The organism is Streptomyces sp. NPDC002446 (assembly GCF_053595675.1).
In genome coordinates this window covers 1-14,964 of sequence record NZ_JBSFYC010000002.1, presented here as the reverse complement: position 1 = coordinate 14,964, position 14,964 = coordinate 1, and the positions used below count along the sequence as shown (strand labels likewise).

The following is a 14,964-nucleotide window of genomic DNA, read 5'->3' as shown; positions in this document are numbered from 1 at the left end:
CGTCCCCTCTGGATGGTGCGGTCAACCGATCCGGGGAGACCATGGAAGCCGAAGCGCCTACAGGCACAGGAGGCAGGCCAGGGCCGTCGCCGGCAGACGGCCCGTGCGATGCCGGCAGGCGGAAGGAGAGCCTGCGATGAGCGCAGCCGAGGGGCGTCGGGCTGGCGCCGGTCAGCCGGAGGGAAGGCCGCGGCAGCCGAGCGGGCTGATGGACCTCCTCGGTGTCGCCGCGGTGCTGCTGGACGCCGAGGGGCGGATCGTCCTGTGGAGCCCGCAGGCCGAGGACCTGTACGGCTACACCGCCGACGAGGCGCTCGGGCAGTACGCGGCGCCACTGCTCGTCCACGAACAGCACTGGGATCTGGTGGTCAAGAAGTTCGCCGAGGTGATGGCGACCGGCCAGAGCTGGGCCGGAGCGTTCCCCGTACGGCACAAGGACGGCACCTCGCGGCTGGTGGAACTGCGCAACATGCGGCTGCTGGACGACCGCGGCGACTTCTACGCTCTCGGGCTCGCCACCGACTCACCGACGCTTCGCGAGGTCGAATGGGACGTCGCGCTGTCCACCCGGCTGATCTCCCAGTCCCCCATCGGCGTGGCGATCCTCGACACCGACCTGCGCTATGTGGCGGTCAACCCCGCCCTGGAGCGGATGCACGGCATACCCGCGAAGGATCACCTCGGCCGGCACTACCGCGAGATCATGACCGCCACGAAGTTCGAGGTGCCCGAGGCCGCGATGCGGGAGGTCCTGGCGACCGGGATCCCCATGGTCGACCAGGCCACCATCGTCGGTCACACCCCCGCTGACCTGGACGAACACGCCTGGTCGATCTCGCTGTACCGGCTGGATGACCCCCAGGGGCGGATTCTCGGGGTCGCCGACCTGGTGGTGGACGTCACCGACCGGTACCAGGCGGCCCAGGAAGCTGCCGAGGCCCGGAGGCGGCTGGCCCTGATCGCCGACGGCTCCGCCCGGATCGGCACCACATTGGAGGTGTCACAGACCGCCCGGGAGCTGGCCGAGGTAGTGGTTCCCGAGCTCGCCGACGTGGTCGCGGTGGACGTACTCGACTCCGTCCTGGACGAGCACCGCCCGGCCCCCTCGGACGGGCCTGCGCTCTTCCGCGCCCTGGCGTTGAAGGCCGCCCACCCCACCGAAGCGCTCCAGGCCGCCGATCAGCCCGGCCACATCGCCGCCTACGCCGCCGACCGCGTGGCCACCGAGACCGTACGCACCGGCCGGCCGCTTCTGATCTCCCACACGGACGCCCACGACCTGGCACGCATCGCCCGCGACGACCACGCCGCGACCCTGCTGGCGCGTGCCGGTGTGCACTCGTACATGTCGGTCCCGCTCTCCGCCCGCGGCCACGTCCTCGGCTTCCTGGGCCTGATGCGGACCCGCAACCCGGTGTCCTTCGCCGAGGACGACCTCGCCCTCGCCGGTGAGCTGGCCTCCCGCGCCGCCGTGTGCATCGACAACGCCCGCTCCCACCAGAGCGTGCGCAACGCCGCCGAGACCCTGCAGCGCAGCCTGCTCCCCAGCCACCCGCCGCACCTTCCCGGTCTGCAGATCGCCTCTCGTTACCGGCCCGCGCAGGCCACCTACGAGATCGGCGGCGACTGGTACGACGTCCTCCCCCTCGACGGCGACAAGACCGCACTCGTCGTGGGCGACGTCATGGGCAGCGGCATCGACGCCGCCGCCACCATGGGCCGGCTGCGGACCGCCACCAGCGCCTTCGCCGACCTCGACCTCGCGCCCGACGAGGTCCTCCAGCACCTCGACAAGATCACCTCAGGGCTGGAGCACTACATCGCCACCTGCGTCTACGCGGTCTACGATCCCCACCGCGCCGAATGCCACATCGCCAACGCCGGCCACCTCCCGCCCGCCCTCGTACGCAGCGGCAACCGCCCCGAGCTCCTCGACCTGCCCACCGGCGCCCCGCTCGGAGTCGGCGGCATCCCCTTCGAGACCACCACCTTCGGCGTCGGCCCCGGCGACCAGCTGATCCTGTACACCGACGGGCTGGTCGAGACCCGCCACCACGCCATCGACGAACGCCTCGAAACCCTCCTCCGCCTGCTCGACGTGCCCGATCACTCCCTGGAGGAGACCTGCGACCGGCTCCTTCGCGAGCTCCGGCGTCCCGACGACCCGGACGACGTCGCCCTGCTCGTCTGCCGCGCACAGCCCTTCGTCAGGCATCGCCCCGAGGCCGACGCCGCGGCATCCGCAGGGTGAGCAGCTTGGCGCGTGGGGCGAGCCGCCGGGCCATCGCGAACACCGAGTCCGTACGCGACCGGTCGGCGTCCAGCACCGTGAAGAGGTTCACGCCCAGGTAGAAGGTGATCGCCGCGTTCGCCAGGTCGCGGGGCGGAGTCAGCCGCGCCAGCGGGGTGCCGCCGAGCACGCGGTCGAGGGTCGCCTCGATGAACGCGAGCCACGGCTCGGCCCGCTGCGACACCGGCTCGCGCAGCTCGGGCTTGGCCACGGCGGCGGCCACCAGCTCCGAGAAGAGCGTGATGTGACCGCCGTCGAGGTCGTCCCGGTAGATGCGGGTGGCGGCGTCGGCCAGCTCCTCCAGGGTGCGGACCTCGGCGACCGTGGCGCTGTGCTGCGCCATCCGCTCGGCTGAGGAGCGGTCCAGCGCCGCGAGCAGCAGCTGGTCGACGCCGCCGAAGTGGTAGAAGACCAGCGCCGAGTTGACTCCCGCCTCCTTGGCGATGGTACGGGCGCTGGTACCGGCATAGCCCTGGCTCTTGAGGACGGTTGTCGCCGCCTCGATGAGCCGGCCCTTGGTGTCCTCGGCTCCTGTGCTCTTGCCCGGCCTCTTCGCGCCTCCGGAGCCCTTCGCGCCCTCGGTGCCCTCGCCGCCCTTGGTGTCCGCCGTCATTTGACCATCCTCTCGCAGAGCCTTCATCATACGGTTTAATCAAGTGGTTAAATCGGTTGGTGAAGAACGGAAGGCAGGGTGGGATGAAGGACGGGACAAGCGGCGAGACAAGCGGTGGCCGGTCCATGACGCGGGCACGCCGACAGCTGGTCGGCGTACTGGTGGCGCTGTTCACGGCGATGCTGCTCTACAAGGTGCTGCACGCCGGACACCTGGAGCAGACAGCGCTCTTCTACGTGGGCCTGCCCGCGTTCATCGCGCTCACGGTGGCCATCGGCGCCCGGCCCAAGAGCGCCGTCGGCACGGGCCTGGCCGCCGTGACCATCGGGCTGGCGCTCGCCGGGCCGCTGCTCAACGAGGGCGTGATCTGCCTGGTCATGGCGGCGCCGCTGTTCTATCTCCTCGCCGTGATCATCGGCCTGTGCGCGGACTCCTCCGCACGCAAGAGGCGCCAAGGCCAGAGCGGACGCGCGCACGCCTTCGTGACCGTGCCGCTGATGGCGGTCCTCGCCCTGGAGGGCACCGGAGCGTACGAACTCCCGCGCGACGGCACCGCCTCCGTCACCCGGACCGTCGCGATGAGCCCCGCGCAGTTCGAGCACGCCCTCGCCGCGCCGCCCCGCTTCGCCGCGCCCGAACCCGTGTTCCTGCAGATTCCCTTCCCGCGTCCGCAGAAGTCCGTGGGCTCGGGCCTCGAACCCGGCGACCACCGGGAGATCACCTTCAACCCCCGCAAATCGCTGGGCATAGGGGCCCGCCCCACCCCGCGCTCCATGCGCCTCGTCATCACCGCACACACGCCCGGCCGCGTCGTCTTCGACGTCGCGCGCGACACCACGCTGGCCCGCTGGCTCGACCTCGGATCGGCCGAGGTGACCTGGCGGCCGGCCGCCGAAGGGCGCACCCAGGTCACCTGGACCCTGCACTACCGCCGCACATACGACCCCGGCTGGTACTTCGGACCGATCCAGCAGTACGGCATGGAGCAGGCGGCGGCCTACCTCTCGGACACGTTCTCCCACACCGGCCCGACCACGGGCACGAGCGCGCGATGACCGGCCTGCCCGCCGCCGACCCCGCGCTCATCCGCGCCGCCTGCCTGTTCGGCCCGCTCCTCGCCACCGGGGCCGTCGTGGCCAGGCGGCCGCCGGACCGGCAGACGATCGCCGCCGCGATCCTGGCAACCGCCTGGAACGCCGTCTGGCTCCCCGCCGTCAACCTTCTCGCCGCCCAGTGCGCCTGGTGGACCTTCCACGCCGACGGCGGCACCGCCGCAGGACTCCCCGTCGACCTGCTGCTCGGCTGGGCCCTGCTGTGGGGTGCGCTGCCCGCCCTGTCCGGCGCGGACCGGATCCCGCTGCCGCTGCTCGCGGCGGCGCTGGCCTGGTTCGACCTCGCGGCGATGCCCCTCGCCCACCCCGTCGTACAGCTCGGCGACAGCTGGCTCGTCGGCGAGGCGGTCGCCGTGGCAGTCGTCCTCGTCCCCGCGCTGTTGCTCGCCCGCTGGACGGTGCGCGGGCAGCGCCTGATGGTCCGCGCGGGCGCCCAGATGCTGCTCGGCGGCGCTCTGATGCTCGCGCTGCCCCTCGCGCTCATCAGGCCCGAGCTGCCCGGCGGTACGGCGGGCCGGGCACTCACCGTGCAGCTCCTCGCCCTGCCGCTGCTGCTCGGGGCCGTCGCCGTACGCGAGTTCGCGCAGCGCGGTGGCGGGACACCGCTGCCCTACGACCCGCCGCGCCGGCTCGTCACCAGCGGCCCGTACGCGTATGTCCGCAACCCGATGCAGCTGTCGATCGTGCTCTGCCACGCGCTGCTCGGCGTGCTGGCGCTGGACGGACGGCTGCTCGCCGCGGCCGCCGCGGCCTTCGCCTACGGTGCCGGGCTCGCCAACTGGCACGAGGGCAGGGGGATGCAGGAGACCCACGGCGAACGCTGGACCGCCTACCGGGCCGCTGTACCCGCCTGGCTGCCCAGGTTCCGGCCCTGGAGCGGCAGCGCCCGCGCACGGCTGTACGTCTCGGAGAGCTGCGGCCCGTGCAGCGAGTTCGGGCGCTGGGTCGCGCGCAGACGGCCGGTGGCGCTGGAACTCGTACCGGCCGAGCGGCACCCCCAGCGCCTGCGCCGGATGACGTACGAGACGGACGACGGCGCCGTCCGGGCCGAGGGCATCGCAGCCCTCGGCCGGATGCTCAGCCATCTCCACCTGGGCTGGGCGGTGTTGGGCTGGCTGCTCGCGATCCCGGGACTGCGATGGTTCGTCCAGCTGTGCGCCGACTCGCTCGGGGCCGGCCCCCGCGACATCCCGCAACTGCCTGATGCCGCTTCGCGGTCTGTTGACGAACGGCCGGGCACGGAAACCGCACGGCTTGGTTGACGACCGGCTCCGCAGCCCCCGCCGGGCCGAACCACACGGCCGTACACACCGGCCGTCACGGATTCCGCCGTACCGCTGGTAGCCCACTGAACGCTCACCGCTCACCACCTCACCAGCAGGTCTGCGGCTCAACTGTCGTCGCCCCTTGAAGCCGCCATAGAATTCAAGGACCGGTGCGGGCACACGGTGACGGGGAGCGCGGGACCCGAGCCGGGAACCCGGGGGGATGGCCACCCCAGGAGGACGCGATGTTGCGGCACACCAGACTGGCCGGGGAATCAGCGGAGTACCTCTCCGCCCGCGAAGAGCTGCGCCTGGCCGAGATCGACCTCATGCACCAACGCGAGAAGGTCGCGGCCCAGCGCCGGGCGCTCCCGCAGGGGCCGCCCGTCGACGACTATGTCTTCATCGAGGGACCCGCCGACCTCGACGCCGGCGACACACCGGTCCGCGAGGTCACTCTGAGCGGGCTGTTCACCGCCCCGGAACGGCCGCTGATCGTCTACCACCTCATGTACGGCAAGCTGCAGACCGCCCCCTGCCCGATGTGCACCCTGTGGATCGACGGCTTCAACGGCATCGCCCACCACATCGCCCGCAACGCAGACTTCGCCGTCGCCGCGGCCGCCGAGCCGCCCGCCCTGCGGCAGCACGCCCGCAACCGCGGCTGGCACCGGCTACGGCTCCTGAGCTGCGGCGACAGCACGTTCAAGTACGACCTGGGCAGCGAGGACAAGGACGGCGAGCAGGACTCCACCATCTCCGTCTTCACCCGCGACGGCGACGGCACGGTCCGTCACTCCTACTCCACCCACCCGCGCATGGCCGACGACATCGACGAGCGCGGCATCGACCTGCTGGCCCCCGTCTGGCACCTCCTCGACCTGACCCCGCAGGGCCGCGGCGACTGGTACCCGAACCTCGAATACTGACCCGTCACCGCAAGAGCACGGCGGGTGACTCAGCGGAGCCCGGCTACTCGGAAGTGTCGAACGGCGGTGTCGAAGGAGCGCAGCGCAGCACACCGCGGTCACATATGGTCACCAGCAGGCCGTCGCCTCGACACGTACCGGCATGCCCGGGACGCCGGGGTGGTCAGAAATCGACGCTGGCGCGGTCGTCGACGCGCGCCACGGACTCCTGCCCGAAGCGCCTTTCGTACGCGGAGCGGATCTCCTCGATCTTGCGGCCGCTGGTCGCCGCCTGGCCCGTGGGATACAGCAGGGTCAGCTCGTAGGAGCGCTCACGCTCGATGGTCCCGTGCGCGTCCCGGTACTGGCCTTGGCCCTGCTGGACGGTCAGCCCGTCCGGAAAACGCGGCGTGACGAACCGATCCACGAAGCGTCGGAACTGCTTGGCGGGCGCGGCGGCGCCGAGCAGGGCGGTGGACAGCACCAGGACTGCCAGACGCCAACGGGACTGAGACATCGTTACCAACGGGCTTCCTCTCGTGGGGGCTCGGCCGATGACAACCCTTAGGGGCCGAGGGGCGGCAGACGGCGGTAGATGGCGAGGGAAAAAGGCTGTGGACCGGGATCGCACGAACGGCACACTGGCCCCATGACTACCGCATCGGATCCCAAGGCTGACCTTCACTTCTATCTGCAGTCCGCCCGCGACGCCCTGCTGTGGAAGCTCGAAGGGCTCTCCGAGTACGACATCCGCCGCCCGCTGACGCCGACCGGCACCAACCTCCTGGGCCTGGTGAAGCACGTGGCCAGTGTGGAGTTGGGCTACCTCGGCGACACCTTCGGACGGCCGTCCGGCGAGCCGCTGCCCTGGCTCGAAGACGGTGCTGAGCCCAACGCGGACATGTGGGCCACCGCCGACGAGTCACGCGAGCAGATGGTGGAGCTCTACCGCCGCGCGTGGAAACACGCGGACGCGACGATCGACGCTCTTGCGCTGGACACGGTCGGCAGGGTGCCGTGGTGGCCGAGCGGCAGGGACGAGGTGACGTTGCATCATGCCGTGGTGCGCGTGATCGCCGATACCCACCGGCACGCCGGGCACGCCGACATCCTCCGGGAACTCATGGACGGTGCCGTGGGGATGAACAAGACCAACACCAGCATGGCGCCGGGCGACTCAGCATGGTGGGAGGACTATCGAGGCCGACTGGAGCGTGCTGCCCAGGAGGCCGGCGGAGACGCGTAACCCGGACCACCAGAGGCCACGGGGCTCGCGGTGGGGGCGACGGTGGCGGTGCCGCCCGGTCCGTGGGTGGAGCTACGGCGCTACGTGGTCAGGCCGATAGATGCTCTCCCACGCCACCTGTCGCCAAGGGCTGCCGGGGTTCGTCGGGTCCATCAGCCGGCGGACGGCCTGCACCGTGTCGTCCTGGGAGCCGGCCCACTCGCTGCCGGCGCCCTGCATCCACAGCTGGCGTCCGGCGACGAAGTCCTGGGCGAAAGCCTGCCAGGATCCGTACGTCTGCGCCACCGGCGCCACCGCGCCGGCGAGGAGCTGCCAGGCGCCGGGTTCGTCGACGTATCCGGCGCCGAAACCCTGCCTGACGACCGTGACATAGCGGCCGAAGTCCCAGGCCACCGGCGGGTGCCCGAGGACCGGAGCCATCTGCACGCGATGCCCTTCCGTGGCCAGCCAGTGCAGGGTCGAACGGAGGCTCTCCGGCGAGGTGACGTCCCAGCTCTGCTCCAGGCTCACCCTGCAGTTCGTGGGATTGATCCGCTTCAGCGGGTACAGCATCAGGTGGCTGTGGCCCCACATCCGCTCCGCGAGAATCGCATCCAGCGAAACCATCCACTGCTGATGCACCGTCAGCGGAGTCGGGTAGCGCTTCTTGGCCGACCGCCCGAACGCCATCTTCAGCAAGGCTGAGGCAAGTATCCAACCGCTCATGATCAGCGATCTTCACAGGGCGTCGACCAGCAAGTCAATCGAAGCGCAACGGGCCGCTCTGCCACGGCTCCGCAACCTACGGGACTGCGCGATCCCGCTGCGAAGAGCGTAGAGACAGCCCCCGAACGAAGCGAGCCGATTCCGTGGGGTCGATTACTGGCGAGCCGATCCTGGAGCGGCCCGTTGCGAACTGCCGCCTCCTGGGCGCGGCTCATGGCTCGTCCGCGTCCGGCACCGGGGCGATCGACGCACCGGCCGACAGCAGCCTCTCCGCCAGCGCGCGACAGCGCGTCCCGAGTTCCGGAGGGTCGAGTACCTCGAAGTCGTGCCCCAGCAGGAGCACATGCATAAGGACGAAGTCGAGGCTGCCGGCGCCGCTGAGCACCTCGCAGCGTTCGCTCCCCCGCTGCCGTACGACGGCCGCCGATGCCGGGATCTGCGCGCGCACCGTGTCGGCTGAGGCGTGCACGAGGAAACGCGCCTGGTGCGGGTAGACCCGACTCGCCACGCCCTCCTGCACATACGTCGCCGCGTCGGGCGCCGCGCGTGGGCGAAAGCGCCAGGTCCGCGCGGCCACCTCGGTCATCCGGTCGACGCGGAAGTTGCGCCAGTCGTCACGATCGAGGTCATAGGCGAGGAGGTACCAGCGCCGGTCGGAGGCGACCAGGCGGTAGGGCTCGACCCGTCGGCGTCGCACCTCGCCCCCGGAGGGGTAGGCGAAACCGGCCTCGACCTCGTCGCGGCAGGCTCTGGCCAGCGTCATGAGCACCTCGGGGTCGACCGGCGTACGGCCGCCGCCGAAGGACTCCACCGAGCCGGAGAGCGCGCGCACCTCGTGCCGCAGCCGAGTGGGCAGCACCCGGTCGAGCTTGGTCAGCGCGCGGAGTGCCGCGTCGCCGGCGCCCGCGACCGCGCCACCCGCCCCGGCGAGCAGCGAGACCGCGGTGGCGATCGCCTCCTCGTCGTCGAGCAGCAGCGGCGGCAGGTCCTGTCCCGGGCCGAGCTGGTAGCCGCCGCCGACACCCTGACTGGCATGCACCGGATAGCCGAGCGTGCGCAACCGCTCGACATCACGCCGTACCGTACGCGGCGTGACACCGAGCCGGTCGGCGAGCTCCGGGCCGGTCCAGACGCGGCGCTGCTGCAGCAGCCCGAGCAGGGTGAGCACCCGCTCGGTCGTCCCCCTCTCGTCACCGCTCGCCACGTCCATGCCACCTATGCCGCCCATGTCATCTATGCCATCGATGCCACCCATGTCGGCCAGCCTGCCAGACACAGCGGCCAATAGCGGACCGATTCTGTCCGCTAGCAGTGTCAGGCTGGCTCCATGAACGACGCAGACGAATTCGACTGGAACCGGACACTGCGCGAGCAGTGGGAGTTCCACTGGAACCACCAGATCCGGCCCCGCCTCGACGGCCTCACCGACGACGAGTACTTCTGGTCGCCGGTACCGGACGCCTGGAGCGTGCGGCCGCGCGGTACCTCGAACGCGCCGGTGCAGGCCGGTGCCGGGGACTTCACGATCGACTACGCCTTCCCCGAGCCGGTCCCCACCCCCTTCACCACGATCGCCTGGCGACTCGGTCACGTCATCGTCGGCGTGCTCGCCGCCCGCAACGCGGCGCACTTCGGCGCACCGGCGGCGTCGTACGAGAGCTGGGAGTACGCAGGCAGCGCGGCCACCGCGCTCGACCAGCTGGAGGCCCAGCTCGACAGCTGGCTGACCGGGGTGCGCGGCCTCGACGAGGCCGGGCTCCGCGCCCCGGTCGGCGCGAAGGAGCCCTACCCCGAGGTGCCCATGGCCGATCTGGTGCTGCACATCCACCGCGAGCTGATCCACCACCTGTCCGAGGTCTGCCTGCTGCGCGACCTCTACCTGCACACGAATCCCGCTACGAACGGAGCGACCCGATGAGCCGCCAGATCCAGATCACCTTCGACGCCCATGACCCGCGGGCGCTGTCGTTCTTCTGGCGCGACGCACTGGGCTACGTCCACCCCGCCCCGCCCGGAGTCGACCTGCCCGAGAACACCGACCCATCCGCAGGCTCCCGGCTTCCCTCGGGCGGGGAGGACCCCCTTGCCGCGTGGGACGACTTCCTCGCGCGGATCGGCGTACCGGAGGAGCAGCGCAACACGATGTCGGCCATCGAGGACCCGGACGGGCACGGCCCACGGCTGTTGTTCCAGCAGGTCCCGGAGGGCAAGGTCGCCAAGAACCGCGTCCACCTCGACGTCCGTGCGGCTCCCGGACTGGAGGGAGAGGAGCGGATGGCGGCGCTGGAGGCCGAGTGCGACCGGCTCGTCGCGCTGGGAGCGACGCGGGTACGTCGCTTCGAGCCCGCTCCCCCGCTGGGCTCCGGCTTCATCGTGATGACCGACCCCGAGGGCAACGAGTTCTGCCTGGACTGACGCGACTCGGCTGTGGCCGCCCGGGTGGCGCTGCTCGCCGCCTCCTCTACTCGTCCTCTACTCGTCCTCGTCGAACGCGCTGTTCAGCTCCTCCAGCGCCTCCTGGGCTCGTGCGGCCAGGTGGCGCGGGCACAGCCACATGTCCGGAGCGATGTCGTCGTCAGGTGCGGGGAACTCGTCCGGTGCGTAGAGGTGGCCGAGGAGGGACGTCAGGCGGTCGCCGGTCTCGGGGTGGGCGTCGCCGTGCGGGCACGGGTCGTCGAGAGGGGAAGCATCCACGGAGCGCAGGACGTCGCGCAGTTCCGTCCCCGCGTTGTAGGGCACGTCGTACGGGTCTTCCGCGTACCAGAGCATCACCAACAGCAGCACGGCTCGCTCGCGAGGATCGGACATGCCATCGCTCCGGTACCGACGGGCCGCCCACACCGCGAGGTCATCGACGTCGATGGAGGGATCCTCGTCGTCCATCAAGCGGGCCAGGCGGTCGACGGCCAAGCGGCCATCCGCGCCCAGGAACTCCTCGTCGAGGTGATCCGTCTCCCGTGGCGCGAACAACTCCTCCCGTCCGTCACGCAGTTCGTCGAGCGCCTCGTCGGCGAGGGAATGGAGGAAGGCGGGGCACAGCCAGCCCTGGAGGTCGTCCCGGCGGCCCCTGAACCTGACCAGCTCGGCGCGTCCTCCGGGGCTGCGCAGATGGAAGCCGTGCTGAGCCGCACCGGCGGGGTCGGAGTGCGGGGTGGGATGCTCGGCCGGGGTGTGGGCGCAGGTGCTTCCCGCAAGCTGGGTGAGTACCTTCTCCAGCCCCTGGATCATGTCGTCAAGGGCGTCGGGAACGGTGATCCGGCCCGAGACCGCATACCACTGACTGGCGTGCATGGCCGCTACGTAGCCGGCCCGGACGCCCTTCGTGGGGTGGTCGGGCAGCGAGAGTGCCAGGCTGGACAGATCCAGGGCAGGGTCCCCGTAGGGGTAGTCGCAGAGTGTCGAGGAGAGCCACCTGAGGGCTTCTCTGTCGCGGCGGGGGATGACGGGTGGGATGTCGTTCGTACTGAAGGGCGCCAGGACATCGGCCGTGATCCGCGCACAGGCCGCGACGTTGACGGGACACCACCAGGCGTCGGCATCGGCGTCGACGTCCCGACGAGGGTCGGCGGCCGCGCGCCGGCCGCCGACCAGGATGTCGCGGAGCTCGGGGACCAGGACATCAAGCGCGTCATTCTCCATACGGTCCAGTGCGGCGCGGAAAGGGTGCACCTCATGCGCGCAACCGCGTCCGCCGAGCGCACGGTCGGCGGCGAGCAATGCCGCCACGACCGTGCCCTCCACGCCCTCCCCTGGCTTCCACGCCACATACGACGCCATCGACACCAATCCGAACGTCCACAACGGCGCCCCTTCACCACCGGGGTCGGCGGCCAGGCGGCGCGCACAGTCCAGCACGAGCGGGTCCGCGTCGGCGCGCTCGGACCGGGGGTCCACACCGTTCCAGGCCGTGATCAGTTCGTCGAGCGGGAGTGAGTGAGGGGATGCGGGGAAATCGATCATGCTCATGATGACGAGGGAGCGGCCGTGTCAGTTCCCCCGCCCGCCGCCCCCGCACACGGGCATCGTCAGCCACCGGACGCGGTCCGGCCGCCTTCGCCCACCATCTCCAGGTAGTGCGGGTTGTGCATCACACCGAGGATGTTGCCGAACGGATCGAGCACGGCTCCGGCCCGGAAATCGCCGTAGTCCCGCAGCGGCTCATGCTCCTTCGCGCCCAGCGTCAGCAGGCGCGCCATCACCGCGTCGACGTCCTCCACGTGCCAGTACGCGACCACACCGGCCGGGGCAGAGCGAGTACGCGAGATGCCGAACTCCTGCAGATGGTCGCCGAGCCGGAACTCGATGTACTCAGCGCGCTCGAAGTACGGCTCCAGGCCCAGCACTTCGGAGTACCAGGCACGCGCAGCGGCCAGATCGTCGGCGTGGTAGCGGATGGTGGCGAGGCCACGGAATGTCGTCATGCGGCAAGTGTGCAACGGATGTAGGTCAGTTACTGTCCTCCATCGGGCGTGCGCGCCCATCTAGCTCAAGGCATCGAACGTCACCTCAGCAGTCAGCCTGATGCGAAACCGTCCCCCCTCCGTGATCGTCTTCCCCCGAGTAATAACCGACGGGGGGAAGTCATGGATTTGCTGGCGTTCTTCGGCATGCCGCTGATCAGCGTTCTCTTGTTCGCGGTCGGATACGTGCCCTACGCGTTGTGGGTGGCCGGGCGCCGTCCGTCTGCGCAGGCCCGGTGGGCTGCCATCGGCGCGTATGCGGCGGCAGTGGGGTACGCCGGTGCCGTCCTGTACGGGCTCGCCTTCACGCACCCGCGTCAGGTGTGCGGGAAGAGGACCCTCGACGACGACTTCCCGCTGAGGCAGGTGACCGTCGACTGGTTCCCGCCGGACATCGCCTGCTACTGGAGCGACTCGGGAACGTACGGACCGTCGCATCCCACTGCCCTGGGAACGTGGGTGATGTGGGCAGGAGTCGCTGTCGTCGTGGTGGCCGTCTCCAGCATTCTGGTCAACAGGGAGTCACGGGCCTCCCGTTGGGCACGTGCCGGGGCGATCGGGGCACCGGTTGCGGCCGCGGTGGTCTGGGCGGTCGGGATCAACCCCGTGATGGCGCTGTCGCGCGTCGATCTGGCCAACGCGTGCCTCGACTGGCAGGTGAAGCACCTCTCGTCGGCTCCCGGTGGCGAAGTTCTGGGAGCCGATCACAGCGTGTTCCCGCTGTCCGCCACCTGCACGTACACCGAGGGGAAGGTCAACCTCATCGCAGCCGAGTCGGCTCTGGTGTACCTGTGTGCCGTCGTCTTCGCCGTGTGTGTCGGGGCGATCGTTCACCAGGTCAGGCTCAAGAGGCCCGGACGCCAGGCGTGATGGAGGCGGTCCGGCCGTCGGGGTCAGGAGGTCCGGGTGTGATGGTCCAGCAGGCGGGTGAGCGACTGCACGAACTGGTCGCGTTCGGCCGGACTCAGCGGTGCGAGCAGTTCGTCGTGGAGGTCGTCCAGGACCTTGTCGAGGCGGCGTAGCCGACGGCGGCCCTGGGCGGAGATCGTGATGATGTTGCGGCGCCGGTCGTCGGGATCCGGCGCACGCTCGACGAGGTCACGCTCGGCCAGTTCGTTGAGCACGCCGACCATGTCGCTGCGGTAGATGCCGGTGCGCCCGCTCAGCGCCGCTTGACTGCCCGGCCCGAAATCCTGCAGTGAGGCGAGCACGGCGTAGTGCCACTTGCGGGCGTCGATCTGGGCCAGCCCCTCGTTGATCAGCCGGTCCGACCGCACGGTCAGCTGCGACAGCAGTCGGCTCGCCCGTCGACGCAGCCTGTCGGGCGTCTTGAGGGCGCCGTCGTCGGGGATGTCCGCGGCCTCAGCTCTGGTCATGGCGCCCATCCTACTCATTGCGTTAGTCCGACTAACGATGTACGTTCACGCACACCGAAAACGTTAGTGCAACAAACGTTTTCCGGTGAACCTCAAGAAAGGAAGATCTTGCCCGCCAAGACACTGCAGATTCCCACCACGGACGGCCACGCCGACGCCTTCGCCGCCTTCCCCGACGACGGCGAGCGGCACCCAGGGGTGCTGATGTACGCGGACGCCTTCGGCATCCGGCCCGTGCTGCGGGAGATGGCCCGCGAACTGGCCGGGCACGGGTACTACGTGCTCGTCCCCAATTTCTTCTACCGGCATGGCCCGACACCGGTGATCGAACTTCCCGAGCACATCGGAGAAGACGTCCGGCCCGCGCTCGTCGCGCAGCTGATGCCCTTGATCGAGGCGCACACCGCCGAACGTGTCCTGAGCGACGCCGACGCCTACCTCGGGTTCCTCACCGCCCAGCCCGAGGTCGACGCCGGACCGGTCGCGGTGACCGGCTACTGCATAGGCGGCCTCCTGGCCATGCAGACCGCCGCGGCCCACCCCGGCCAGGTGGCCGCCGTCGCCGGATTCCACGGCCCCGTGAGCGCCGGCGGGCCCGACAGCCTGCACCGCCTTCTCTCCCAGCTCACCGCCCGGGTCCACCTCGGCCACGCCGCAACCGATATGACGCCCGAGGCCCTCAGCGAGCTCAACCAGGCCCTGGACACCGCAGGTGTCGACCACACCTCCGAGATCTACCCCGGCACCGTGCACGGCTTCACCATGTCCGACACCGACGCCTTCAACGCCGCCGGGCTGCAGCGCCACTGGGACCGTCTGCTCCCCCTGCTCGACCGCACCCTGACCCACAGCTGACGCTCCGGCCAGAGACGTCGTCCCCGGTCTCGCACCGGGGTGGGTCACCCTGCACCCGCAGTGGTTCCACCACCGCCCGGACGGCTCGATCGCGTACGCGGAGAACCCCCCGAAGAAGTACCAGGACATCTACC

The 14,964-nt window shown here is 70.4% G+C and carries 16 protein-coding genes; 9 read left to right on the top strand and 7 right to left on the bottom strand.

What is annotated here, in order from left to right:
* The first annotated feature begins 136 nt into the window (after nt 1–136).
* The gene (locus ACWD6P_RS01760; protein WP_451441992.1) at nt 137–2,251 is read left to right on the top strand and encodes a SpoIIE family protein phosphatase; all 2,115 of its coding nucleotides are present in this window, start codon (nt 137–139) and stop codon (nt 2,249–2,251) included.
* Here the strand turns inward: ACWD6P_RS01760 and ACWD6P_RS01755 are convergent.
* The gene (locus tag ACWD6P_RS01755; RefSeq protein ID WP_451441991.1) at nt 2,208–2,903 is read right to left on the bottom strand and encodes a TetR/AcrR family transcriptional regulator; all 696 of its coding nucleotides are present in this window, start codon (nt 2,901–2,903) and stop codon (nt 2,208–2,210) included. The genes ACWD6P_RS01760 and ACWD6P_RS01755 overlap by 44 nt on opposite strands.
* A 125-nt stretch (nt 2,904–3,028) precedes the next feature.
* On the opposite strand from ACWD6P_RS01755, the gene ACWD6P_RS01750 reads away from it, so the two are divergent.
* The 3 genes from ACWD6P_RS01750 (at nt 3,029) to ACWD6P_RS01740 (ending at nt 6,209) form a co-directional block, all read left to right on the top strand.
* The gene (locus ACWD6P_RS01750; RefSeq protein WP_451441990.1) at nt 3,029–3,958 is read left to right on the top strand and encodes a hypothetical protein; all 930 of its coding nucleotides are present in this window, start codon (nt 3,029–3,031) and stop codon (nt 3,956–3,958) included.
* A complete protein-coding gene (locus tag ACWD6P_RS01745) occupies nt 3,955–5,277 on the top strand; it encodes a methyltransferase family protein (protein ID WP_451441989.1) in 1,323 nt (440 codons plus the stop codon). The genes ACWD6P_RS01750 and ACWD6P_RS01745 overlap by 4 nt, the downstream gene beginning before the upstream one ends.
* A gap of 248 nt (nt 5,278–5,525) precedes the next feature.
* On the top strand, nt 5,526–6,209 hold the full coding sequence (locus ACWD6P_RS01740; RefSeq protein WP_451441988.1) for a DUF899 family protein: 684 nt from the start codon (nt 5,526–5,528) through the stop codon (nt 6,207–6,209).
* Between the two features lie 163 nt (nt 6,210–6,372).
* Here ACWD6P_RS01740 and ACWD6P_RS01735 read toward each other — a convergent pair whose 3' ends face one another.
* On the bottom strand, nt 6,373–6,705 hold the full coding sequence (locus tag ACWD6P_RS01735; RefSeq protein ID WP_451441987.1) for a DUF3574 domain-containing protein: 333 nt from the start codon (nt 6,703–6,705) through the stop codon (nt 6,373–6,375).
* A 132-nt stretch (nt 6,706–6,837) separates the two neighbouring features.
* On the opposite strand from ACWD6P_RS01735, the gene ACWD6P_RS01730 reads away from it, so the two are divergent.
* Nucleotides 6,838–7,434, top strand: coding sequence for a DinB family protein (locus ACWD6P_RS01730; protein ID WP_451441986.1), 597 nt, complete (start codon nt 6,838–6,840; stop codon nt 7,432–7,434).
* 72 nt (nt 7,435–7,506) lie between these two features.
* On the opposite strand, the gene ACWD6P_RS01725 is transcribed toward ACWD6P_RS01730, so the two are convergent.
* Nucleotides 7,507–8,139, bottom strand: coding sequence for a DUF1266 domain-containing protein (locus ACWD6P_RS01725; RefSeq protein ID WP_451441985.1), 633 nt, complete (start codon nt 8,137–8,139; stop codon nt 7,507–7,509).
* Between the two features lie 211 nt (nt 8,140–8,350).
* Nucleotides 8,351–9,349, bottom strand: a complete 999-nt coding sequence (locus ACWD6P_RS01720; RefSeq protein ID WP_451442252.1) for a helix-turn-helix transcriptional regulator — start codon at nt 9,347–9,349, stop codon at nt 8,351–8,353.
* Nucleotides 9,350–9,466: 117 nt separating this feature from the next.
* Between ACWD6P_RS01720 and ACWD6P_RS01715 the strand changes: the two genes are divergently transcribed.
* Both ACWD6P_RS01715 and ACWD6P_RS01710 read left to right on the top strand, forming a co-directional pair.
* Nucleotides 9,467–10,057 carry a DinB family protein gene (locus ACWD6P_RS01715; protein WP_451441984.1) on the top strand — a complete coding sequence of 197 codons (591 nt, stop codon included), beginning with the start codon at nt 9,467–9,469 and terminating at the stop codon, nt 10,055–10,057.
* Nucleotides 10,054–10,554: a VOC family protein gene (locus ACWD6P_RS01710; protein ID WP_451441983.1), complete on the top strand. Its 501-nt coding sequence runs from the start codon at nt 10,054–10,056 to the stop codon at nt 10,552–10,554. The genes ACWD6P_RS01715 and ACWD6P_RS01710 overlap by 4 nt, the downstream gene beginning before the upstream one ends.
* 57 nt (nt 10,555–10,611) lie before the next feature.
* Here ACWD6P_RS01710 and ACWD6P_RS01705 read toward each other — a convergent pair whose 3' ends face one another.
* Both ACWD6P_RS01705 and ACWD6P_RS01700 read right to left on the bottom strand, forming a co-directional pair.
* Nucleotides 10,612–12,105: a hypothetical protein gene (locus ACWD6P_RS01705; protein WP_451441982.1), complete on the bottom strand. Its 1,494-nt coding sequence runs from the start codon at nt 12,103–12,105 to the stop codon at nt 10,612–10,614.
* A 59-nt stretch (nt 12,106–12,164) separates the two neighbouring features.
* Entirely contained in the window at nt 12,165–12,560 is a 396-nt protein-coding gene (locus ACWD6P_RS01700; RefSeq protein ID WP_451441981.1) for a VOC family protein, read from the bottom strand.
* 162 nt (nt 12,561–12,722) lie between these two features.
* Between ACWD6P_RS01700 and ACWD6P_RS01695 the strand changes: the two genes are divergently transcribed.
* Nucleotides 12,723–13,469 (top strand): hypothetical protein, encoded by a 747-nt coding sequence (locus ACWD6P_RS01695; protein ID WP_451441980.1) that lies wholly within the window; start codon nt 12,723–12,725, stop codon nt 13,467–13,469.
* A gap of 23 nt (nt 13,470–13,492) precedes the next feature.
* Here the strand turns inward: ACWD6P_RS01695 and ACWD6P_RS01690 are convergent, their stop codons facing one another.
* Nucleotides 13,493–13,975 (bottom strand): MarR family winged helix-turn-helix transcriptional regulator, encoded by a 483-nt coding sequence (locus ACWD6P_RS01690; RefSeq protein ID WP_451441979.1) that lies wholly within the window; start codon nt 13,973–13,975, stop codon nt 13,493–13,495.
* Nucleotides 13,976–14,083: 108 nt separating this feature from the next.
* Between ACWD6P_RS01690 and ACWD6P_RS01685 the strand changes: the two genes are divergently transcribed.
* Complete coding sequence (locus ACWD6P_RS01685; protein ID WP_451441978.1) at nt 14,084–14,830, top strand: dienelactone hydrolase family protein; 747 nt, start codon at nt 14,084–14,086, stop codon at nt 14,828–14,830.
* Nucleotides 14,831–14,964: the final 134 nt, after the last annotated feature.